This is a genomic window from Parafrankia sp. EUN1f (genome assembly GCF_000177675.1).
GTDB lineage: Bacteria > Actinomycetota > Actinomycetes > Frankiales > Frankiaceae > Parafrankia.
On the sequence record NZ_ADGX01000009.1, the window covers coordinates 67,407 to 89,345 of the forward strand.

15 protein-coding genes and 5 pseudogenes are annotated in these 21,939 nt (G+C 72.4%); 7 read left to right on the plus strand and 13 right to left on the minus strand.

Features of this window, described 5'->3' with window-relative positions:
• Positions 1–4: 4 nt before the first annotated feature.
• The gene (locus FREUN1FDRAFT_RS04155) at positions 5–808 is read left to right on the plus strand and encodes a glycerophosphodiester phosphodiesterase (RefSeq protein ID WP_006538690.1); all 804 of its coding nucleotides are present in this window, start codon (positions 5–7) and stop codon (positions 806–808) included.
• Here FREUN1FDRAFT_RS04155 and FREUN1FDRAFT_RS04160 read toward each other — a convergent pair.
• The 6 genes from FREUN1FDRAFT_RS04160 to FREUN1FDRAFT_RS04185 all read right to left on the minus strand — a co-directional run bounded on the left by FREUN1FDRAFT_RS04160 (position 805) and on the right by FREUN1FDRAFT_RS04185 (position 8,426).
• The gene (locus FREUN1FDRAFT_RS04160; RefSeq protein WP_006538691.1) at positions 805–2,298 is read right to left on the minus strand and encodes an HNH endonuclease signature motif containing protein; all 1,494 of its coding nucleotides are present in this window, start codon (positions 2,296–2,298) and stop codon (positions 805–807) included. The genes FREUN1FDRAFT_RS04155 and FREUN1FDRAFT_RS04160 overlap by 4 nt on opposite strands.
• 324 nt (positions 2,299–2,622) lie before the next feature.
• On the minus strand, positions 2,623–4,008 hold the full coding sequence (locus FREUN1FDRAFT_RS04165; protein ID WP_006538692.1) for a glycerate kinase: 1,386 nt from the start codon (positions 4,006–4,008) through the stop codon (positions 2,623–2,625).
• Positions 3,998–5,065, minus strand: a complete 1,068-nt coding sequence (locus tag FREUN1FDRAFT_RS04170) for a PmoA family protein (RefSeq protein WP_006538693.1) — start codon at positions 5,063–5,065, stop codon at positions 3,998–4,000. Before FREUN1FDRAFT_RS04170 ends, FREUN1FDRAFT_RS04165 begins: the two co-directional genes overlap by 11 nt.
• Before the next feature lie 25 nt (positions 5,066–5,090).
• The gene (locus FREUN1FDRAFT_RS04175; RefSeq protein WP_006538694.1) at positions 5,091–6,245 is read right to left on the minus strand and encodes a Xaa-Pro peptidase family protein; all 1,155 of its coding nucleotides are present in this window, start codon (positions 6,243–6,245) and stop codon (positions 5,091–5,093) included.
• Between the two features lie 13 nt (positions 6,246–6,258).
• Positions 6,259–7,392, minus strand: a complete 1,134-nt coding sequence (locus FREUN1FDRAFT_RS04180; protein ID WP_006538695.1) for a Gfo/Idh/MocA family protein — start codon at positions 7,390–7,392, stop codon at positions 6,259–6,261.
• Positions 7,389–8,426 carry a LacI family DNA-binding transcriptional regulator gene (locus FREUN1FDRAFT_RS04185; RefSeq protein WP_006538696.1) on the minus strand — a complete coding sequence of 346 codons (1,038 nt, stop codon included), beginning with the start codon at positions 8,424–8,426 and terminating at the stop codon, positions 7,389–7,391. The genes FREUN1FDRAFT_RS04180 and FREUN1FDRAFT_RS04185 overlap by 4 nt, the downstream gene beginning before the upstream one ends.
• A gap of 39 nt (positions 8,427–8,465) precedes the next feature.
• On the opposite strand from FREUN1FDRAFT_RS04185, the gene FREUN1FDRAFT_RS04190 reads away from it, so the two are divergent.
• From FREUN1FDRAFT_RS04190 to FREUN1FDRAFT_RS04200, 3 genes and pseudogenes are all read left to right on the plus strand, one after another.
• On the plus strand, positions 8,466–9,401 hold the full coding sequence (locus tag FREUN1FDRAFT_RS04190) for an NAD(P)-dependent oxidoreductase (protein WP_157474302.1): 936 nt from the start codon (positions 8,466–8,468) through the stop codon (positions 9,399–9,401).
• A gap of 68 nt (positions 9,402–9,469) precedes the next feature.
• Positions 9,470–10,351, plus strand: a pseudogene (locus tag FREUN1FDRAFT_RS04195) (5-dehydro-4-deoxyglucarate dehydratase); the annotation flags it as partial.
• A 7-nt stretch (positions 10,352–10,358) separates the two neighbouring features.
• Complete coding sequence (locus tag FREUN1FDRAFT_RS04200; RefSeq protein WP_035949841.1) at positions 10,359–11,480, plus strand: mandelate racemase/muconate lactonizing enzyme family protein; 1,122 nt, start codon at positions 10,359–10,361, stop codon at positions 11,478–11,480.
• 48 nt (positions 11,481–11,528) lie between these two features.
• On the opposite strand, the gene FREUN1FDRAFT_RS04205 is transcribed toward FREUN1FDRAFT_RS04200, so the two are convergent.
• The 5 genes and pseudogenes from FREUN1FDRAFT_RS04205 to FREUN1FDRAFT_RS40985 all read right to left on the minus strand — a co-directional run bounded on the left by FREUN1FDRAFT_RS04205 (position 11,529) and on the right by FREUN1FDRAFT_RS40985 (position 15,626).
• Complete coding sequence (locus FREUN1FDRAFT_RS04205; protein ID WP_006538700.1) at positions 11,529–12,653, minus strand: Gfo/Idh/MocA family protein; 1,125 nt, start codon at positions 12,651–12,653, stop codon at positions 11,529–11,531.
• A gap of 330 nt (positions 12,654–12,983) precedes the next feature.
• Complete coding sequence (locus FREUN1FDRAFT_RS42850; protein WP_035949737.1) at positions 12,984–13,343, minus strand: hypothetical protein; 360 nt, start codon at positions 13,341–13,343, stop codon at positions 12,984–12,986.
• 47 nt (positions 13,344–13,390) lie between these two features.
• Positions 13,391–13,723: pseudogene (locus tag FREUN1FDRAFT_RS42855) on the minus strand (TSUP family transporter); the annotation flags it as partial.
• 4 nt (positions 13,724–13,727) lie between these two features.
• A complete protein-coding gene (locus FREUN1FDRAFT_RS04215) occupies positions 13,728–14,660 on the minus strand; it encodes an aldehyde dehydrogenase family protein (RefSeq protein ID WP_006538703.1) in 933 nt (310 codons plus the stop codon).
• Positions 14,657–15,626: pseudogene (locus FREUN1FDRAFT_RS40985) on the minus strand (sugar phosphate isomerase/epimerase family protein). The gene FREUN1FDRAFT_RS04215 and the pseudogene FREUN1FDRAFT_RS40985 overlap by 4 nt, the downstream one beginning before the upstream one ends.
• A 235-nt stretch (positions 15,627–15,861) precedes the next feature.
• Between FREUN1FDRAFT_RS40985 and FREUN1FDRAFT_RS04225 the strand changes: the two are divergent.
• The 3 genes and pseudogenes from FREUN1FDRAFT_RS04225 to FREUN1FDRAFT_RS04235 all read left to right on the plus strand — a co-directional run.
• Positions 15,862–16,917 carry a LacI family DNA-binding transcriptional regulator gene (locus tag FREUN1FDRAFT_RS04225; RefSeq protein WP_050795736.1) on the plus strand — a complete coding sequence of 352 codons (1,056 nt, stop codon included), beginning with the start codon at positions 15,862–15,864 and terminating at the stop codon, positions 16,915–16,917.
• Between the two features lie 274 nt (positions 16,918–17,191).
• The gene (locus FREUN1FDRAFT_RS04230) at positions 17,192–18,343 is read left to right on the plus strand and encodes a Gfo/Idh/MocA family protein (protein WP_006538706.1); all 1,152 of its coding nucleotides are present in this window, start codon (positions 17,192–17,194) and stop codon (positions 18,341–18,343) included.
• Positions 18,340–19,104 (plus strand): annotated as a pseudogene (locus FREUN1FDRAFT_RS04235) (DUF993 family protein); the annotation flags it as partial. The gene FREUN1FDRAFT_RS04230 and the pseudogene FREUN1FDRAFT_RS04235, both read left to right, overlap by 4 nt.
• A 1-nt stretch (position 19,105) precedes the next feature.
• Here the strand turns inward: FREUN1FDRAFT_RS04235 and FREUN1FDRAFT_RS40990 are convergent.
• Both FREUN1FDRAFT_RS40990 and FREUN1FDRAFT_RS04245 read right to left on the minus strand, forming a co-directional pair.
• Positions 19,106–19,726, minus strand: a pseudogene (locus FREUN1FDRAFT_RS40990) (ABC transporter ATP-binding protein); the annotation flags it as partial.
• 265 nt (positions 19,727–19,991) lie between these two features.
• Complete coding sequence (locus FREUN1FDRAFT_RS04245; RefSeq protein ID WP_232295034.1) at positions 19,992–21,533, minus strand: polysaccharide lyase family 1 protein; 1,542 nt, start codon at positions 21,531–21,533, stop codon at positions 19,992–19,994.
• Positions 21,534–21,939 lie beyond the last annotated feature (406 nt).

Consider the following 21,939-nt stretch of genomic DNA (forward strand, 5'->3'; position numbering starts at 1 on the left):
TTCAGTGCGGCGTCTGGAGTTCCTGGATCATCCGGGCCCCATCCCGTTCGCGCACCGCGGGGGGAGGGGGAACTGGCCGGAGAACTCCTGGCCCGCCTTCGAGAACGCGGTCGGGCTCGGCTACCGGTACCTCGAGACCGACGTCCGGGCGACGAGCGACGGAGTCGTGCTTCTCCTGCACGACGAGACCCTCGAAAGGGTGACGGACTCGACCGGGTCGATCAGTTCGCTGACCTATCGGGAGGCGGCCGGGATCAGGCTCCGCTCGCCCGAAACCGTCCACGAGCAGGGCGCGGAGATCCCGCGGCTGGACCAGTTGCTCGACCGGTGGCCCGACATCCGCCTGAACATCGACATCAAGGAGCCGGGCGCCGTGGCTCCCACTGTTGACGTCATCCGGCGGGCGAACGCGGTTGGCAGGGTATGTGTGACCTCCTTCCGGGACGCCACGATCCGCCAGGCGCGAAGCCTGCTCGGCGAGAACCTCTGTGTAGGCGGCGGAACCGGGGCTGTCGGGTCCCTACGCCTGCAGAGCCTGTTGCCCACGGCCGCCCAACGTGGGGGGCGGCTGCGCGCGAGGGTCGATGTCGTGCAGGTCCCGACGATGTTCCGCGGTGTGCCCGTGTGCGACGCCCGCTTCGTGCGCTGCGCGGCACGGCTGGGTCTGCCGGTGCACGCCTGGACCATCAACGACGCCGACGAGATGGAAAGGCTGCTGGCCCTGGGCGTCGAGGGACTGATCACCGACTATCCGGAAACGTTGAAATCCCATCTGATCAGCCGCGGCCAGTGGTGGGGGTCCAGCTAGGCGGCGGGGTGGTTCTGGAGGAGTACGAACAGGGATTCGCCGAGGTTGAGCCGGCCGCCGTTGCGGGTGGTGATGGCGTCCGGGGTGACGTGTCCGGTTTCGATGGCGAGCGCGGCGGTGGGGTGTTCCCCGGGGGTGAGTGGTGGTGCGGGGGTGAGGGTGCGGCCGTCGGGGAGCAGCGCGGTGATCGTTCCTTCGGGGGTTCTGCGGAGTGTGATGCCTTCCTCGTGGAGGTGGCGGTGGTGGGTGCCGCAGATGAGGGTGAGGTTGTCGAGGTCGGTGTGGCCGCCGTCGGCCCAGCCGGTGAGGTGGTGGATGTTCAGCCATCGGGTGTGGTCGCAGCCCGGGTACTGGCAGGTGCCGTGGTCACGGGCGTGGACCGCGGCGCGGAGCCGGCGGGTGGGGAACCGATACCGCCGGCCGAGGCGTAGTGGGGTGCCGTGGGGGTCGGTGAGCATCGCCTGGACGAGGCTGTCGCAGCCGAGGCGTTGCAGCACCGCCGGTGGGAGCGTGGCCGGTGAGGCGTCACCGGTCGTGGTGGTGCCGGTGCCGGTCGTGGTGGTGGTGGTGGTGGGTTGCAGGTCGGTGGGGTGCAGGTGCAGGACGAGGGTGTGCGCGGGGTGGATGAGTCCGGGGGCGCCGTGGTGCAGGAAGCTTTCGGCGAGGGCGATGAGGCCGTCGGCGTCACGCTGCCGATCCGGCTCCGGCCCCGGTTCCGGGTGGGGGTGTTCTTCCGCGGTGGGTTCGCTGGCGGGTTCCGTGGTGGGCGGTTCCGCCGCGCTGGGTGTGGTGGCTGGTTTTGTGGTGGTGGTGAGGCTGTCGCGGGCGGTTTCGATTGCGGCGATCAGTTGGGCGCCCTGGTCGGCGGGGAGTACGGCGGTGAGGTGGATCATGCCGTCGTCGTCGGTGTGCCAGGACACGCGGCGGGCGGTGCGGGTGCGGGCCCGGGTATCGGGGTCGGCGCTGCGTTGCCGGTAGGCGCGGGCCAGGTGTTCCAGGGCGCCGGCGGTGCAGTGTTCGGCGTGGTTGAGCCAGGTCTGTTCGGTGTCGGGGCGGGCGACCCGGGTGATCGCGCGGACCTTCGAGTAGGACAGGGTTCCGGCGGCGAACGCGGTGCGGATCGCGGGGAGCTGTTCGAGGGCGTGGGCGGTGGCGAGGTGCTCGCGGGCGGTTCGCGGGCTTAGTCCGCATCGCCAGGACAGCCAGTGCGCGCAGGAACGCATCCCGATGCCGGACCAGCCGGTGCGCCGGTCGAAGGCGGCGAGCAGGGCCAGCCAGGTGCAGGTCGCGGCCGCGATCCGGCCGGCCCACTGGCAGATCGCGGTCTCCAGCTCGCCGATCGGGACGGCGTCGGGGTCCGCCGGGAGAGCGGCGGGCGGGAGACGCGCTGCCGGATCGGGGCCGGTGGGCGGGGGGTCGGTGGTGGGCGTGAAGTTCGTGGTGGGCGTGGCGCAGGGAGCGTCGGGAGTGACAGCAGCAGTGTCGATCATGAGGATCACCGGGCCAGGGGTGTCGTCGGTCCATCGGACCCGCGCATCGTCACATCGACCACCGACAGTTTTCGCAACCCCGGCCCGATCGCAACCCACCCCCGTCCGGTGGCGACACTCCCGGCTGCGACCACCCGCGACGGTCGAGGCGGTTCCGCGGAACCGCGGAACCGCGGAACCGCCCGACGCTCAGGAGCGCCGAGCAGCGGTCAGCTGCTCGGCGCCGTGAAGAGCGCCGGTGCCACCAGCTGACCCGCGGGAGCGGGTGTGCAGTGCTTCCAGGCACATCGAATTCCAGGCACATCGACAGAACCGCCGTCCCCGTCACCCACTCACTGACCGCCTGTGAGGCTCAGCGTTCGCGACCGCGTGAGGGTTGCCTGCGCCCGGCCAGCTCCGGGCCAGGTGCGAGCCGGCCTGCTCCAGCCAGCGCGCCGGGTGGGCCATCGCTGCCGTCGCGCTGCCCGCCAGGTCGACCAGCGCCACCACTCCGGCCGTCAGGTCCGCCATCGTCGCCGGATCCGCCACACTGCCCGGCGGATCAGCCACCGAGCCCGATTCAGCTATCGAGTCCGACGGAGCGTCGCCTTCAGCTATCGAGTCCGACGGAGCGTCGCCGACCTGGCCGGCGACCACAAGGGCGGGGACGCCGGCCGCGTGGGCGCGCGCCAGCACCGCGCCCACGGCCTTGCCCGACAGTGAGGTCCGGTCGAACCGGCCCTCGCCGGTGATCACGACATCGGCGGCGGCGATCGCGGCCGGCAGACCGACCTTCTCGGCGATCGTGTCCGCGCCGGGTACCAGCTCGGCACCGAACGCGGCGGCCAGCCCGTAGGCGGCCCCGCCGGCGGCGCCCGCGCCGGGGCGCCTGGCGGCACCAGCCTGTGCAGCGGCACCAGCTTGCGCAGCGGTATCGGCCCGCACATCGCCACCCGCGGGCATCCCGGCATGGTCCAGCAGGTTGACCAGCCGGGCCAGGCCCGCCTCCAGCCGGGCGATGTCGTTCGTCCCGGCGCCTTTCTGCGGGCCGAACACGGCGGCGGCGCCGGTCGGGCCGAGCAGCGGTGTGTTGACGTCCACGAGGCAGCGGACACCGTCGGGCGGCGGTGGGCGCAGCCCGGTCAGGTCGATCGCGGCCAGGTCGACGAGCGGGCCGCCGCCGGCAGGCAGGGGGTGGCCCGCCGCGTCGAGAAACCGTGCGCCCAGTGCGCTCAGCAGGCTCGTACCGCCATCGGTGGAGGCGGAGCCGCCCAGCGCCACCAGGATCTGCCGGGCTCCGGCGTCCATCGCGTCGGCGATCAGCTCGCCCAGGCCGTGGGTGTGGGCGTACAGCGGGTCCGGAGCGGCCATCAGCGGCAGCCCGCTGGCCGCCGCGAGCTCCACCAGGGCTACCCGGCCCGGCAGGGCGAGCCAGGACGCGTCGGTGACGCGCCGCCCGTTCGGCCCGGTCACCGCACGGGTGTACCGGCGGGCGGCCGGCACCGCGGCGGCGAAGGCGTCCAGCGTGCCCTCACCGCCGTCGGCGATCGGAAGGGTGACGATCAGGTCTGCGGGCCGTGTCGCCGACCAGCCCGCCGCGATCGCCGCCGCCGCGTCGACCGCCGGGGCCGATCCCTTGAACGAGTCGGGCGCGATCAGCACCCGCAACGGTGGGGCCACGAGGCCGACCGCGGCCGGCGACGGGCCACCGGGCTTCGGCTCATCCGGCACGGCTTACCAGCAGGCCGCAGCCCTCGACGTCGCGCGGACCGTCGGCGATCAGCACGTCATAGCCCAGTGCCAGCGTCTCGCCGGCGGCCAGGCCGTACTCGGTGTCGTAGAACGGTGCCGGGCAGACGGCGGCGAACACATCCGAGCGTACGAACCACCTGGTCGGATGACAGAAGTTCGCGGCGTGATCGACGAGGACGAGCGTGGACGCCGTGCCCGCGCCGTCATGTTTGCCGACGAAGCCGAGCCACGGTCCGCGCCAGCCCATCAGCTCGTTGCCGCCGACACCCTGCGGGGTCACCACCGGGCCGCCGGAGAACGACCTCGGGCCGCGCCAGAGCAGACCGCTGTAGCCGGCCGCTTCCCGGCCTTTGGTGGTCGGGCTGCCGAAGGCCAGCGTGGCGTCGCCGGCCGTGGCGTTGCCGGCCGTGTGGTCGTCGGCCGCGCGGTCGGCCGCGGTCCGGTCGGCGGGGTTGTGCATCCGCGTCGCGAAGGTGAGCTGCCAGGCGCCGAGGTCGGGATGGGCCCGCACCCGTAGGGTCCGTTCCTCGGTGAGCAGGACACCGCCGGCCTGCGTGACCCACTCCAGGTGCTCGACCACGTCGACCTCGGCCGGGGTTGCCTCCAGCCGGGCGAACCCGACATGGCGCTGGGTGCCGTTGTTGTCGAGCTGGGTGTACCCCGCGCCGCGCAGGTACGTCCGGCCGCCCCAGAAGTTCTCCGCGCCGACGTTCGACAGGGACCACGAGATTCCCTTGTGCCAGGTGTGATCGTGCGGGCGGTACAGGCTGACCAGGTCGCCGCCGAGGGTGCGTAACGGGTGGAGGTAGGGCCTGGGCGACTCGATCCGCGGCTCCCAGGGCCGGTACACATAGCGGAACAGCTCCCTGCCCCGCCAGGAGACGGTGAGCGCCCGGCCCAGTTCGTGCGCCAGGCCCAGCCCGGTCGCCGCCGGCTCCACACCGCCGGGGCCGGCGACCCGACCGACGTCCAGCACGCCGTCCAGCACGCCGTCCAGCCCGGTGTTCGGTTCGGCGCCTACCGCCTCGTTCTGCATGGTGGTCCTCCTGATCCGTTGTCGTTCACGGGCGCACGAGCTCGTCGGGGCGGGGGAAACGCGGGCCGTCGGACGCGGGCCACCGGGGGTCCACGGTGAGCACGACGGGCCGGGCCGTGGTGAGCAGGACGGTGTCCTCGACCTTGGCTCCCACCGCGGTCGGGTTCCACGCGAAGGCCTGGTGGGTGGCGACGGCGTCCGTGACGTCCGGTGCCGCCCGCGGGTCGCGGCCGTGGTAGCCGGCGGCACCTCCCTGGTGGTGGCGCCGCCACTCGTCGGGAGCGAACCCCACCCGGCCGTAGGCGGCGGATGCCTCGGCGAGGACGTCCGCGAGCGTCCGCCCGGGCGAGGTCGCCGCGAAGAAGGCCTCCTCGACGGCGCGGATGCGGTCCTGCGCGACCAGCTCACCGGTAGTGGGCGCGGTGAACCGCACCCAGCGGGTGAGATTCGCGATGAGGCCGGCGCGCCGGCCGCACACCACGACCATGGCGCGTTCCCCCAGCGGGGCGTCGGTGGGCAGCGGATGGCGGGTGGTCGCCTGGGCGGCCCCGCCGACGAGGACCGCGAGCGGGTCGACGGCCCGTGCGGTGAGCGCCGCCGCGACCCGTGCCGCGAGGGCGCGCTCGGTCTCCTCGGGTCGGGCTGTGGTGAGGGCGTCGGTGAGCGTTTCGGCGCAGTGCCGGCCCAGAGCCGCGAAGCGTGCCGTCTCGGCGGGCAGCAGGCTCGCGCGGGCCTGGCGCAGATGCCTCGCGACCACCGCCTCGTCGAGCGCGCCCCGCGGGACGGCGGCGGTGAGGGGCCGGTGCCACGGAACCGCGGTCACGGGTACTCCCGCCGGCAGCTCGTCGCGGACGAGCCGGTCGCGCTCGTTGGTCGTCGTGACGACCAGGTCACCCGTGCGGTCGACGACGACCCACAGGACGGGGTCGCCCGCGAGCGTCACGTGGGTGCGGGCGCCGTCGAGGTACCAGGAGACCGAGGCGTGCGAGCGCAGGACGATCGCGTCGGCCTGCACGGCGTCGAGGACGTCGAGCACACGCCGGCGCTTGACCGCGCGATCGGCAGCCGACACGTCGGTGCGGCCGGTCGACGATGCGCGGCCGGTCGACGATGCGCGGCCGGCCGACGATGCGCGGCTGGTCGCCCATGCGGGCTGGGCCACCGCGGTCTGGTCGCTCACCGGTGCACCCTCCTCATGCCGGCTCCCGCCGGGCCCACGGGGCGCCGACGGCCTCGAAGCCGTAGCCCTCGGTTGCCACCCGGTCGATCCAGCGCTCGACGTCCGCGACGACGGGGTGGCGTCCGGCCGAGTCCTCCACCCAGCAAACGAGCGGCTCCGCGATGGGCCTGGGATCGGCTGCGGTGCGGACGGCTTCCAGCACCGCCATGAACGCTCCGGAGTCGGTGAGCGGGCTCAGGAGCGGCCGGTCGTGCGCCCGGGCGTCGAGGAGGTCGACGAGCAGGTCGGTGCGGCCGTGCTTCTCCACGACGGGCGGCCGGCCGTCGATCGCGATCCTGATGACGTCGAGGGTGTAGTAGAAATCGATTCGGCCCCGCTCACCGTGAATCGTCACGACGGGCTGGCCGGGCCACTGCGCGCACAGGGTGAGCCCGAGCGCGATGCGGGTGCCGGTCGTTGTGGTGACGACGACGCTGGAGGTGTCGTCGGCCTCGATCGGGTTGGCGCGGTACAGCTCGACGTCGACGGCGGCGACCTCCTCGGCGCGCCCGGCGCCGGCCAGCCGCAGCGCGGTCGCGGTGGCGTGGGCGAGGGGATTGGTGACGACACCGTCGACGACGGCGACACCGTCCAGGACCCGGCGCCCCGCCCAGGCCGACCGGGCCCAGTACCGGGTGTCGCGCAGCCACGCGCCGGCGCCACCGAAGTGCCTGACCGCGCCGATGGCATCGTCGGCGACCAGGCCGCGGATCCGCTCGATCGAGTGCGAGCCGAGGCTCTGGAAGGCGACCTGGCAGCGGCGGCCCGTCGCCCACTCCGTCTCGACCAGGGCGCGGAACCCGGCGGCGCTCGCCGTCGGCGGCTTCTCCAACAGGACGTCGGCACCCGCGTTCATCAGCGTCGTCGCCAGCGGCGCATGCGTGTGGATGGGAGTGCACAGGATCGCCACATCGGGAATCGCGCCGGCGGCGAGGAGCTCGTCGACGCCCGCGAACCACGGCCGCCGCCGCTGTGTCGGGGGTGCCACCGGGTCGACCACCGCGGAGAAGGTCAGCAGACCCTGGGCCTCGAACTGTTCGAGGCGAGCGGTGTGACTGCGCCCATGGCCGTGCGCGCCGATGAGCGCGACGGTCGGCTGGTCACTCATACCCGCACCCCCGCCGGGTTCGTGGGTGCGGTCGCTGCTTTCATCCGTGCGGTCGCTGTGCTCGCGCGTACGACGATCTCGGGCTGGTGCACGAACGGGGCGGCGGGAGCGGCGCCACTGACCGCGTCGTGCAGGTGCTGCCACGCCTGCGCACCGAGCTCGAACTGGGCGACGGCGGCGGTGGTCAGTGGCGGCGTTGCATACGCCGCGAACGGGATGTCGTCGAAGCCCGCGACGGAGACGTCGAGCGGCACGTCCACACCCGCCTCGCGCAGGCCGGTCAGCAGGCCGAAAGCGACGAGGTCGTTGAAGGCCATCGCGGCCGTGCAGCCCAGCGCGACGAACGCCGGGGCGACCCGGTGCCCGTCCTCGATGCGCGCGCCTGTCGGCAGGATCCTCAGCTCGATGTGGTCGGACCGGGTGAGCGCGCGGGCGAATCCGTCTCTGCGCAGGGAGTCGGACGTCGATCCGGGCGGCCCGGAGAGGTAGGCGATGTCGCGGTGCCCGAGCTCGACGAGATGCTCGAGCAGCGCCCGGGCGCCGGCGGCGTAGTCGACGCCGACGACAGGGACACCCAGGTCCGGCGCGTCGCGGTTGATGAGGACGACCGGTTCGAGCTTCGGAAGCAGCTGGCGCAGGGGGGCGTCGGGCATGCGCGGCGCGCACAGCACGAGGGCGTCGCAGCGTCGCCGGGCCTCGGTGGCGATCTCGGCCTCGACCTCGGCGTGCTCCTCGGTGTCGGCGACGAGCACCCGGTAGCCGGCGCCCGCCGCCGCACGGGTGACGCCGCGTAACACGGACTGGAACATGGGGTTCTCCAGGTCGGGAACGACCACGGCGATGGTTCGCGTGCTGCCGAGCGAGAGATTGCGGGCAAGCGTGCTCGGGTGGTAGTCGAGCTCCGCGATCGCGGCGGTCACCCGCTCGACGATCTCCGGCGCGACGGTCGGCAGGCCGTTGACGACACGGGAGACAGTGGCCCGGGAAACCCCCGCCAGCTCGGCGACATCGGAGATCGTCGCGGATTTGCGCACTCCGAGCGCCGCCTGTTGGCGAGCGCTTTCCGGCGGCACGTGAGACGGCTCGCCAGCATCGACCGGGGGCCGGCACCCGCCCCGTCCGCCGCGGCGCCGCGGAACCCCGACGGCGGGGGCGGTGGGGGCGGCGAGACGGTCGAGCACGTGGTCGCGGACCTCCTCGACGCCACCGCCACGGCTGCCCTCTTCGAGGGCCTGCGCCCGGAGGCCGTCGTTCATCTGGCCGCGATCGCCGTGCCGTTCAGCCGGCCGGAACGCGAGATCCTCGTGACGAACACCAGCCTGGCCTGGACGGTCATGGAGGCCGCGGTGGCAGCCGGGGCGCGGCGCGTCCTGGTCGCGAGCAGCCCGACCCCGGTCGGCTACGGGGCACCGTCCGGCTGGCATCCGGCCTACCTGCCGATCGACGAGCGGCATCCGCTGTCGCCCTGGAACGCCTACGCGCTGTCGAAGGTCGTCGTTGAGGAGACCGTGCGCACGTTCGCGCGGACCCGCGGCACCACGACCCGGTTCGGCATCTTCCGCCCGTGCTTCGTGATCGCACCCGAGGAATGGGACGGCGCGCCGACCCAGCAGGGCCACACTCTCGTCGACCGCCTCGCCGATCCCCGTCTCGCGGCGGTGAGCCTGTTCAACTACGTCGACGCCCGCGACGCCGCGGCCTTCGTGGCGACCTGGATCGAGCGCGCCGAGGACGTCCCGAACGGCACCTGCTTCTTCGTGAGCGCGGATGACGCCCTGGCCACGGAGCCGCTGTCGTCCCTCATTCCGCGGCACCTGCCCGGATCCGAACCGTTGGCGAGCGCCCTCACCGGCCCGGCGGCCGCGTTCACGAACCAGCTCGCGCGGGACCTGCTCGGCTGGCGCCCGACCAGGTCGTGGCGTACGGCGCTGGCACCCGGGCAGCGGGACGAGCTCGCGGTACACACCGGCACGACCACCTGGCCCGCAGCGAAGGAGACCGCCCGATGACCACCACCGCTTCGATCCCTGCTCCGACCCCTGCTCCGACCTCCGCTCCGCCGGCCGCCGCGGCCCGGGTGCCGTTCGACGGCATCCTCTTCTTCCCCGTCACGCCGTTCGACGCCGCCGGTGCCGTGGATCTCGACGTGTTCGAGGCACATGTCGCGGCCCGCCTGCCGTTCGCCCCCGGCGCGGTGTTCCCCGCGTGTGGCACCGGTGAGCTGCACGCGCTCTCCGTCGCCGAGGCGGCGGCGGTCGTGCGCCGGGCCGTCGAGGTCGTCGCCGGGGTGGGCGGATCGCTGGGAACCGCGGTCGAGCTCGCGCGGGCGGCCGAGGCGGCCGGCGCCGACGCCCTGCTCGTCCTGCCGCCGTACCTCGTACAGGGCACGCAGGCCGGGCTGGTGGCCTACGTCGACACCGTGCTCGCCGCGGGTTCCCTGCCGGTGGTCCTCTACCACCGCGGCGACGCCCAGTACTCCGCGCAGACGGTGCGCCGGCTCGCCGCGAACCCGCGGGTGATCGGTTTCAAGGACGGCGTCGGTGACCTCGCCCGCGCCCAGGAGGTCGTACTCGCGGTCGCCGAGGCCGGCCGGGCCGAGTTCCTGTTCTTCAACGGCCTGCTCACCGCCGAGCTCTCCCAGGCCGCCTATCGCGGGATCGGCATGCCCCTGTACTCGTCGGCGGCGTTCGCGATGGCCCCGGAGATCGCGATGGCGCACTACGCGGCCTACCGCGCGGGCGACGAGCAGGCACGTCAGCGCACCCTCTCCGTGTTCTACCGGCCGCTGGTGGCGCTGCGTGACGAGGTTCCCGGCTTCGCGGTGTCGCTCATCAAGGCGGGCCTGCGGCTGCGCGGTCTGGACGTCGGATCCGTCCGGGCGCCGTTCGTGGACCCGACCCCGGAGCAGCTCGACCGGCTCTCCGACATCCTCGACGCGGGCCTCGCCCTCGCCGACGAGGCCGGCGATCACCGCGCTGTCGACCCGGCTCGTCCGCATCCCGCTGCGCCGCCCGTGGGGCGAGGACGTCCAGGACCTGTCCGTCGTGGTCGTCGACGTCACCGACCTGTACGGCGTCGTGGGCCACGGCTTCGCCTGGACGCCCACCATCGGCGCGCACGCGGTTCGGGCCCTGCTCGACCACGACATCCGCGGCTGGGCGCTCGGCCGCCCGGCCGCCCTCGCCGGCTGGCAGACGCCGGGTGACGGGGGCTGGGACGCGCTGTGGCGCCACCTGTACGAGGCGGGCGGCGGTGGCGTCACGACGATCGCCATGGCCGGCCTGGATCTCGCGCTGTGGGATCTCGAAGGCAGGCGGACGGGCCGCTCCGTCGTCGACATCGTCGGCCGCCGGCGCGGCAGCGTCGCCGTCTACGGCAGCGGTGTGAACCTGCACTACCCGCTCGAAGCCCTCGTCGCCCAGGCCCGGCGCTGGGTCGACGCCGGCTTCGACACGGTGAAGATGAAGGTGGGGCGGCCGGATCTCGGTGAGGATCTCGCGCGGGTCCGGGCGGTCCGCTCCGTCATCGGGCCCGACCGCGTCCTGCTCGTGGATGCCAACCAGCGGTGGAGCTTCGACCAGGCCGAACGCGCCGTCGAGACGCTCGCGGAAGCCGCCGGCATCGGCTGGATCGAGGAGCCGTTACGCGCCGACGACCTGCCCGGGTACGTACGCCTGCGTGAGGTGCTCGCCGCCCGCGGCTGCGCCGTCCCGGTCGCGTGCGGCGAGAACCTGCACACGCTGTACCGCTTCCGCGAGTTCGCCCAGGCCGGCGCGGCCGACGTGCTCCAGCCCAACATCGTGCGGGTGGGCGGTATCACGCCGTTCCTGCGTATCGCGCGGGCCGTCGAGGACGCCGGCGTGGCGCTGGCTCCGCACCTGCTGCTGGAGCTGTCCGGCCAGCTCGCGCTGACCCTGCGCCACGAGGTCGCCGTGGAGGATGTCGAGGACGCCGGGTTCGGCCACCTGGGCGCGCTGGTGACCGAACCGCCGGTCGCGGTCGGGAACGCCCGCGTGCGCTTCACCCCCGCACCCGGTCTCGGCCTCACCTTCCGCACCATCCGGGACGCCGCCGAGCCTCCCACCTGAGCGGACGACGGCCGGCCGTGCGGCGAGTGGACACCCACCAGGCCAGCGCTACGCCGGGCGTGGCAATGCCGGCGCAGTGATGGTGACGGGCTGGCCCGTCGCGAGCGAGTGGTTGGCGGCGATGCCGACGGAGATCGCGCGGACGCCGTCGGCGAACGCGGCGGGCCGGCCGAGAGGGTCACGCCTGGCCGGTACCCGGTGGAAAAGGTGCTGCAGAAGGTAGGCGTCACCGCCACCGTGCCCGCCGATGCCGGCCGGGATCGGTTCCTCCTCGGCCTTCTCCCAGTGGCGCTGCACGATCAGCCGGCGGCCCACCGGCCGCGCCGCGCTGCCGGTGTCGACCTCGACCGCGCTCGGGTCGAGCACGGCGTGGCCGTCCGCGTCGAGGACGACGGCCCCGCGCTCCACGACCTCCAGCTCGGCGCGGCCCTCGGTGCCGTTGACGGAGACGCGGTAGCCCTCCCAGGGGCTGTGCGCGTTGAGCGCGTAGCTCAGGCTGGCACCCGAGTCGTAGTCGACGACGAGGGCGAGGTTGTCCTCGATCGTGATGCCCTCGTCGAAGACGTCGCGGTCGCGCAGGTAGCCGTCGTTGCGCTCGGCGTCGAGGTAGAGCGCCCGCAGCCGGCTGTCCCGGGTGAGGTCCAGGGCGAACGGGTCGCCCACCGCACCGGTGCCGAGCGGTGGCCGCGGCCCGAGCCCGTGGTCGCGTGCGTTGGCCGCCCCGTAGAAGCGCAGGCCCCCGGAGGCGTAGACGCGGGTGGGTGCCGCGCCGATCCACCAGTTCACCAGGTCGAAGTGGTGCGAGGACTTGTGGACGAGCAGCCCGCCGGAGTTCTCCTTGTACCGGTGCCAGCGGCGGAAGTAGTCGGCACCGTGCACCGTGTCGAGCAGCCATTCGAAGTGCACACTGGTGACCCGGCCGATGCGGCCGGAGGCGATGACGGCTCGCAGCGCGCTGTTGCGCGGGCTGTACCGGTAGTTGAAGGTCGTCACGACGTCGCGGCCCGAGTGGTCGATCGCCTCGGCGATGCGGTCGATGCCGGCCTGGTCGATGGTGATCGGCTTCTCGACGACGACGTCCGCGCCGGCGAGCAGGACGCGTGAGATCACCTCGGCGTGGGTGTGGTCGGGGGTCGTCACGATGACCCGTCCGACCTGTCCCTCGACGATCATCCGCTGGACGTCGTGCGGGGCGGCGGCCAGGTCGTAGCGGGCCGGCGGGCGCCCGCCGCGGGCGCCCGCCGCGGGCGCGGGTCGCGGCCCGGCAGTGGTCGACGTAGTAGTCGATGCGGGTGGGATTGGTGTCCGCCAGCGCGACCAGCTCGGCGACGTCGGCGTGCGGTCCCATGATCGCGTCGATGTACATCTGCGCGCGGTGCCCGGTGCCGATGACGGCGTAGCGCTCGCGGGTCCGCTGGGCAGGTGCGGTCATCGGGGCTCCTCCTGCTCGGCTTGGCGCCGCCGGCGCACGACCTCGCTGGACGTGCGCCGGCGGCCGGGGGACTACTTGGCGTTCCTGACCTCGGTCGTGAGGTCGGAGATGAAGTTCTTCGCGGCGTCCGCCGGGGTCGTCTGCTTGAACAGCACCTGCTCGGTGTAGCGCGACACCAGGCTCTCGATGGCGCTGCCGCCGGGGGGAGTGACCGGCTCGGCGTCGCCGGGCTTCACCCGGTCGAGGTACTCGACGACGGCCTTGTTGGTCTCACCGAGCTTGGGGGTGATGTACTCGCGGATCCGCTCGTTGGCCGGCACGCCGCGCTCGGTCTGCTGGATGTCGGCGGCCTCCTCGCTCGCGGCCAGCCACCCCGGGATCCCGCCCGTGCCCGTGCCGGAGGATCTGGGCTCGCCCGTGCCTGTGCCCACGTCTGCGCCCATCGCCGCAGCGGATCACGCACCAGGATCAGCACGGAGCCGAAGGCGACGCACCACGGCACGACGGCCTCGAACGCCGACGCCGGGGTGCACAACAACAGGGCCGCGCCGAGCCCACCCCCCACACCGGCGATGGCGATCAACGGCAGCAGGCGGTCACGCTGGCCGCGCAGCTCCACGCGGGAGCCGGCCGCGATCCCCAGCGTGTTGGAGAACAATGCCATCGTGTTCGTGATGTTCGCCGTCACCGGGGACAGCGTTATGGCGAGCAGCGCCGGGTAGCTGATCAGCGAGGCCAGGCCGGCGATCGATCCGGCGAGGCCCGCGCCGACACCGGCGGCGACCAACAGCAGGCCTGAGTCAAGCGCCATGGGCTCAGTCGAACGAGAGCGTTCCGTCGACCCGGCGCGGGATCCGACAGGGGTTACCGTCACCGACCGGCGCGGGCAGCAGTTCCCGCGGGGCGTTCTGGTAGGCGACCGGGCGCAGGAAACGCTCGATCGCCAGCGATCCGACGGAGGTGGCGCGCGGGTCCGACGTCGCCGGGAACGGCCCGCCGTGGACCATCGCGTGGCCGACCTCCACCCCGGTGGGCCAGCCGTCGAACACGATCCGCCCGGCCCGGCGCTCCAGCACCGGCAGCAGCCGGCGGACGTCGTCGAGGTCGGTGGGCCCCGCGTGCACGGTCGCGGTCAGCTGGCCTTCGACGGCACGCAGGACGTCGCCGAGACGCCGGCGGCGGTGTCGCCGCCGGCCACCGAGAAACGCCAGCGGGAAGTTGCTCGCGCCGAACACCGCCACCGGCCCCAGCGGGATCTGCCGCTGGCGCAGGTCGGGGCGCGGCACGGGCTGGCGTTCGGGCAGCGCCAGGTCGATGCGGGCCCCGTGCCAGCTGCCCTCCCGCACGACGTCCGCGAACAGCCGCAGCTGCCCGGTGGTTCGGGCGACCTCACCGGTCAGCCGCGCGTGGGGGAGTCCCGTCTCCTGGCCGGCCCGGTCGACCAGCGCGTCGGCCAGGTCGGCCAGGTTGTCGGCGATGCGCTCGAGGAAGCGGGCCCGTCGGGCCGGCGCCACGGCCCGGTAGGCGTCGAACGCCTCCTCGGCGAGTGCGCAGGCCCTGCTCACCTGCGCGGACCCGGCCTGGCGGTACGCAGGCGCCAGTACCCGGCCGGTGCGCGGATCCGCCGAGTGGGTCTCCGCACCGGTGCCGGGAACGCGCGTCGCACCGACGAACAGATGCCCGGTCAGCGCGGCCGCGTGCGGGGCAGGCAGGTCCGACCGGTCCGACCGGTCGGTGGCGGTGGTCATAGGTCTCCCTCCGTGCCGTCGATGTCCTGGTCCTCGACGACGAGGTCGGCAACGTGGTCGGCGAAGCGTCGGGCTGTCAGGTCGACGGCCTGGGGACCGGGCCTCGACCACAGCTGCGCGTTGAAGATCTCCACTTCGATGTCGCCGGTGTAGCCGGCGGCGTCGTCCAGCGCGCGCAGCCGGCGGAAGTCGATGTGGCCGTCGCCCACCATCCCGCGGGCCGCCACGGTGTCGGCCGGCAGCGGCGTGATCCAGTCGGCGACCTGGAAGCTCGCGATCCGCCCGGTGGCCCGGGCGATCTGCGCGTCGAGATCCGGATCCCACCAGACGTGGTAGGTGTCGATGACGACGCCGACCGCGGCCGGGGCGAAGCCCTCGGCGATGTCGAGGGCCTGGCCCAGTGTCGACACCACACCGCGGTCGGCGCAGTAGATCGGGTTCATCGGCTCCAGCGCCAGCCGGACACCGCGCTCCACCGCGTGTGGGGCGAGGTCGTGCAGCGCCTCGACCACCCGCTGGCGGGCGGTGAGCAGGTCCCGCGATCCTGCCGGCAGGCCGCCGACGACCAGCACAAGGCAGGGTGCGTCCAGCGAGGCGGCCTCGTCGATCGCCCGGCGGTTGTCGTCCAGCGCCGCGACCCGGGCCGGGGGCCATGGTGAAGAAGCCGCCGCGGCACAGCGATGACACCCGCAGCCCCGCCTCCCGGATGAGCCGGGCGCCCCGGTCGACCCCGAGGTCGTGCAGCGGCTCGCGCCAGACCCCGATCGATCCGATGCCGGCCCGGACGCATTCGTCGACCACCTCGGGGAGGGTGAGGCGGTCGACGGTCTTCTGGTTGAGGGAGAGCCGGTTGTGGCGTCGCCGTGGCCGGTCGGTCCGGCCCTGACCGTCCGGCCCGGCATGCCCGACCGGGTCGGACGTGCGGGCCGGGCCGTCGTCCGCCGTGGCCTCTGTCGTCGCTGACAGCTTCATCACCCGTCCAGATCGGAAAACGCTTTCCAATCACGGTAGAGTGCAGGTGGCCGTCTGGCAACAGCTGCGTGGTCGTCCGCAGGTAGGGAAATGTGGGCGATGCCGGCGGGCCGGCCGTACCCTTGGGGTGCTTGCCGACGGGGGTGAGCAGGCCCGCGCTGGACAATGGCCGCGGTGACGCGGCCGCAGCAGGCGGCCTGTGCTGGCATCGGTGAACGAATGGACGAGCGTGAGAGGGCAAGCGCAGGACAACAGGCAGTCGGGTTCGGCAACCCTGCAGGAGGTCGCGCGGGCCGCCGGGGTGTCCCTGGCCACGGCCTCGCGGGCGTTCAACGGCAGCGCCACCCGCACGGTGCGCCCGGACCTGCGTGAGCGCGTCCTCGCGGCCGCCACGGCGCTGAACTACACACCCAACGCCAACGCGCAGGCGATGGCGCGCGGCACCACCAACCTGGTGGGGCTGGTCGTGCACGACATCGCCGACCCGTTCTTCTCCGCCATCGCCGCCGGCGTCATGCGTGCCGCCGACGAGCACGGCCTCATCGTCACCATGGGCAGCACCCAGCGCGACCCGGCCCGGGAGGTCGAGTACGTCGCGGCGCTGCGCCAGCAGCGGGCCCGGGTGCTCATCCTCGCCGGCAGCCGGTTCGCCGACGGGGAGACGTCCGAGCGGCTCGGGGTCGAGGTGGCGGCGTTCCAGGCGGCCGGCGGCCAGGTCGCGGCGATCAGCCAGCAGAAGCTGCCGGTCAACACCGTGGTGGTCGGCAACCGGTCCGGCGCGGCCGGTCTCGCGACCACCCTGCACGGTCTCGGGTACCGCAGCTTCGCCGTCCTCGCGGGCCCGCCCGAGCTGCTGACGGCCCGGGACAGGCTCGCCGGCTTCCGTGCCGGCCTGGCCAAGGTGGGCGCCGAGCTGCCGGCCGGCCGGGTGGTGGCCGGTGAGTTCACCCGCGACGGCGGCTACGCGGCGATGTCCGAGCTGCTGCACCGTGGCACCGACGCCACCTGCGTCTTCGCGGTCAACGACGTGATGGCGGTGGGTGCCATGGCCGCGTTGCGCGACCACGGGGTCCGCCTGCCGGAGGAGATGGCCGTGGCCGGGTTCGATGACATCGTCACGTTGCGCGATGTCACGCCGGCGCTGACGACGGTCCGTGTCCCGCTGGAGGATCTCGGCGTCTGGGCGTTGCGCCTGGCGGTCCAGCCACCCGCGGACAAGCCCCGCACGCAGCGGATCCGAGGCGAGGTCGTCATCCGCGAGAGCACTCCCGACCGCTCCTCCTGAGCCGTCGGCGGGCTGCCGGGGCGTGGAGCCCTGGCGATCCGCAGGAAGTGAGGATCCTGGTCGTCCGAACGACCGGAATCCTCCACTCTTCGGCCTCGCCCCACCGGTCCCGGAGTGCCTCGGAGTGCCGTGAGGGCGCCGCGGGGGCGCCGCCGATTCCCGGCCGTCATCGGTGGCCCGGTCCTGATCGATCCTTGCGCGCCGCGCGCGCACCAAAGTACAGTTTTTGGGAAAACGCTTTCCAACTAATTTCGGAGTCTCCCGAGGAGGCCAGATGACTCACAGCACGTTTGGTGTGGTGATGAACGGCGTCACGGGCCGGATGGGGTACCGCCAGCATCTGGTCCGCTCGATCCTCGCCATCCGCGATCAGGGGGGTGTCGAGCTGGCCGACGGCAGCCGCGTCGTCCTCGAACCGATCCTGGTCGGGCGGGACGCGGCGAAACTCGAGCGCATCGCCGCCCAGCACGGCCTCGACCGGTGGACGACCCGCCTCGACGAGGCGCTCGACGATCCCGCGGCCGGCATCTACTTCGACGCGCAGGTGACCAGCGCCCGTGAGGCGGCCATCAAGGCGGCGATCGCGGCCGGCAAGCACATCTACACCGAGAAGCCGGTGGCCGAATCCGGCGAGGGCGCGCTCGGCCTGGCCCGCGCGGCACGTGACGCCGGGGTGCGCAGCGGCGTCGTCCACGACAAGCTCTACCTGCCCGGCATCCGCAAGCTCCGCCGCCTGGTCGACAGCGGCTTCTTCGGCCGGATCCTGTCGGTGCGCGGCGAGTTCGGCTACTGGGTCTTCGAGGGTGACTGGCAGTCCACGCAGCGGCCGAGCTGGAACTACCGGGCCGAGGACGGCGGCGGCCTGGTGGTGGACATGTTCTGCCACTGGAACTACGTCCTGGAGAACCTGTTCGGCCGGGTCGAGGCGGTGACGGCCCGCACCGCCACCCACATCCCGCAGCGGTTCCGCGAGGACGGCAGCACCTACACCGCGACCGCCGACGACGCCGCCTACGGAATCTTCGAGCTCACCGGCGGCATCATCGCCCAGATCAACTCCTCCTGGTGCGTCCGGGTCAACCGGGACGAGCTGGTCGAGTTCCAGGTGGACGGCACCGAGGGCAGCGCGGTCGCGGGGCTGTTCGGGTGCCGGGTGCAGCATCGGGCGAACACTCCACGCGCCGTCTGGGACCCCGACCGCCCGGTCGCCGAGCGGTTCCGGGACCAGTGGCTCGACGTCCCCGACAACGGGCAGATCGACAACGGCTTCAAGGTGCAGTGGGAGGAGTTCGTCCGGCATGTCGTCGACGGGGCCGGGCACCCGTACGACTTCCTCTCCGGGGCCCGCGGGATCCAGCTCGCCGAGGCCGGCCTGCGCTCGTCGGCGTCGGGGCAGCGCGTCGCGCTGGCGGAGCTCACGCCGTGAGCACGGTGATCGGGCTCCCGCGGCCGGACGGGACGACGGAGCGGCGCGTGCTGCGCGAGCCGGTCGCCTGGCCCAGACCGGCGGCCCCGCCGACGAGCCGGACGGCCTACGCCGCGGCGCACGTCGTCGCCGACCCGCTGGGCGACAACGCCCCGGGCGCCCCCGCCGTCGTGGACTGGGATGCGACGATGGCCTTCCGCCGGCACCTGTGGTCCTACGGCCTGGGCGTGGCCGAGGCCATGGACACCGCGCAGCGTGGCATGGGCCTGGACTGGGATGCCACCCGCACGCTCATCCACCGCGGCGCCGCCGAGGCGCGGGCCGCCGGCGGCCGCATCGCCGCCGGCGCGGGCACCGATCACGCGTCGGCTGACCTGCCCGGGCTCCCGGCGGTGATCGCGGCGTACGAGGAGCAGGTCGCCGTGGTCGAGGACGCCGGCGCCACCGTCATCCTGATGGCCAGCCGTCAGCTCGCCCGACTGGCCCGTGGGCCGGAGGAATACCACAAGGTCTACAGCCGGGTCCTGGAACAGACCACCGCACCGGTGATCCTGCACTGGCTGGGCCCGATGTTCGACCCGGCGCTCGAGGGCTACTGGGGCTCACCGGACCTCAGCCGGGCGACCGCCTCGTTCGTCGACCTGGTGCGCGACCACGCCGGCGCAATCGACGGGGTCAAGGTCTCCCTGCTGGACGCCGCGCACGAGGTCGCGCTGCGCCGGGCGCTGCCGGCGGAGGTGAAGCTCTACACCGGGGACGACTCGCCACCCGATCGCCCATGGTCATGGCCTCCACCTGGTCATGGGTGACATAGACGGTGGTGATCCCGAGCCGGCGCTGCAGCGACGCGATCTGGGTGCGGGTGGACACCCGCAGCTTCGCGTCGAGGTTGGACAGCGGCTCGTCCATCAGGAACACCTGCGGCTCCCGCACGATGGCCCGGCCCATCGCGACCCGCTGGCGCTGGCCGCCGGAGAGCGCCTTCGGGCGGCGGTCGAGGTAGGGCTCCAGGTCCAGCAGCTTCGCGGCCTCGCGAATGCGCCGGGTGCGCTCCTCCTTCGGAACGCCTGCGATCTTCAGCCCGAAGGCCATGTTGTCGGCCACGTTCATGTGCGGGTAGAGCGCGTAGTTCTGGAAGACCATCGCGATGTCCCGGGCCTTCGGCGGCAGATCGGTGACGTCGCGGCTGCCGATGTGGATCCGGCCGCCGTCCACCGGCTCCAGGCCGGCGAGCATTCTTAACGACGTGGACTTGCCGCAGCCGGACGGGCCCACGAAGACGAGGAACTCCCCGTCCGCGATCTCGAGATCGAGCGCGTCGACGGCGGGCAGCCCGCCGCCGGCATAGTTTCTGGTCGCCTTGACGAATTCTACGGTAGGCATTGCGTGGTCACACCCTCCACCGGCAGGAACGTGCCGGACGATCCGAGTGAGGTGGGTATACCGGGCGCAGCTCGTGCGCTCCGGTTGGTTCAGCCAAGATAAGACGGCCACATCAGAAGGTCAATAATTTCCGGCGAAACCGTAAAGCGCTTTCCGAGATTGCGGCCGGAGCCCGGCCGGAAAGGCCCGGGGGCCGTCGCATCGTGCCAACGGCCCCCGGGCTGGTGATCTGCTGTCGATCCCGTGTGGATGAGGATCTGACGGCTCAGGCGTAGGTCTCGAACTCCGCGACCTTCGGCGTGCTGGAGGAGCTGGTGATCTTGAAGGTGATCTTCTTGAGGGACGTCGAGGTGAAGGAGATGACACCAGCACCTGTGCCGGACTTCAGCACGGCCCCGGTGTCGCCGTTGATGACCTGCCAGGAGCCGATGGCGCCGGTGGAGCCGGCCAGCTCACGGATGTTGATCGCTGACACCGACCTGGTGGAGCTCCACTTGATCGAGATCTCGCCGGTCGAGCCGGTCGGCGACCAGTAGGTGGTCAGGTCGCCGTCACGCACGTTGCCGTAGCTCGTCCCGCTGGCCTTGCTGGAGCCGTCCGAGTCGCCGGAGAGGCTGAGGTTCGTCCCAGAAGGCGTGGTCGGCGACGTGGTGGGGGAGGTGGTCGGCGACGTCGTGGGCGAGGTGGTGGGGGACGTCGTCGGGGTCGTCACCGAGCAGCTGCCGCTCGAGACCTGCAGGCCGGTGTTGGCGCCGGCGGTCTGGGCCACGACGGTCGGCACGCAGCTGGCGGCGTCGAGGGTGTAGGAGTAGGGAATGCTGACGGTGGTGTTGGAAACCGGATTCGGCCCGGCCGGGTTGGTGTCCGTTCCGGGGCTGCTCCAGGTCACGTTGTCGAAGATGTTGCCGCTGACCTGCCAGTAGCCGGCGAGGTCGGTGTAGAAGGTGCCGAGAACGTCCTTGGAGTCCTCGAAGTAGTTGTTGTCGACCTTGGCCTTGGCCCCAGCCCGGGAGTTGATACCGGACTCGTTGAGGCTGACATAGTGGTTGTTGTAGATGTGTGCGGTTCCGCCGCGTAGCAGCGGTGTGCGGGAGTCGATGTTCGTGTACTTGTTGTGGTGGAACGTGACGAACGAGCTGGTGAGGTCGGAGTCGCTGGAGCCGATCAGGCCACCGCGGCCCGAGTTGCTGAGCGTGCTGTACGAAAGGGTCACGTACTGGGTGTTGTCCTTCATGTCGAACAGGCCGTCGTAGCCGGCCGACTCGCCGCCCGAGGCGATGAGGCTCACGTGGTCGACCCAGACGTTGTGAACGTCGGTCTCCATGCCGATGGCGTCACCGCCGTTGGAGATCGGCGAGCCCGACTTCTTGACGTTCTGAACGGTCACGTTCTGAATGATGATGTTGCTCGACTCGCGGATGTGAATACCTAACTGGTCGAAGACGGCGCCGCTGCCGACTCCGACCAGGGTGACGTTGCTGATCTGCTTTAACTCGATCTTATCGGCCGCGGTGTTGCAGCTCGAGCCGGACACCTGAGTGGTGTTCCCGTGGTTGATCGTGCCCTGGACCTGGATGATGATCGGGGTGCTGGCGCTGGCCCGGTTGCATAATGCCTGGTGGATCTGGGTGCCGGTGGTGGCAAGCACCGTCGCCCCGCCCGCGCCGCCGGTGGTTCCGCCGTTCTGGGCCGCGTAGCCGGTGACGCCGCCGGTCGCCGCCGCGGCCGGCCCGGAGACAGCGAGCACCGTGCCCGCGGCGGCCGCGACCGCCGACGTGGCCAGTGCCGCACCGAGTCGTATCTTCATCGTCTGTTTCATTCTCGCCGCACCTTTCGCCTTCACTTCGTTCCTGGGAGCTTGTTTTCTCTTTCGTACGGCAGCGCAAAACAGGACGGCAGCTGCCGTGGGTGAGGCCCGGGTACCTGGAAAACTATTTTCCCGGGCTGCGGTGGTCTGCCGGACCCGAACCTGATCGGCTCGCGGGTACCCAGTATCGGTCACTGGTTTGCCGGGTGGCCGGTGGCGGGATCTCGGAGTGGATGTCCGCGCTGGTGTGCGCATCCAGTGTCCTTTGGCGGCCGCTTCTGGCGGTCTTTTCCGTGTCGGCCGCCGGATCTCCGGGTGAGATTGCGGCAGCGCCGGTGCGCCATCCGCAGCCAACTGCTGCGGCGGTCGGCCCACCGCGCGTTCCTCCGCGACGCGCGCGTCACTC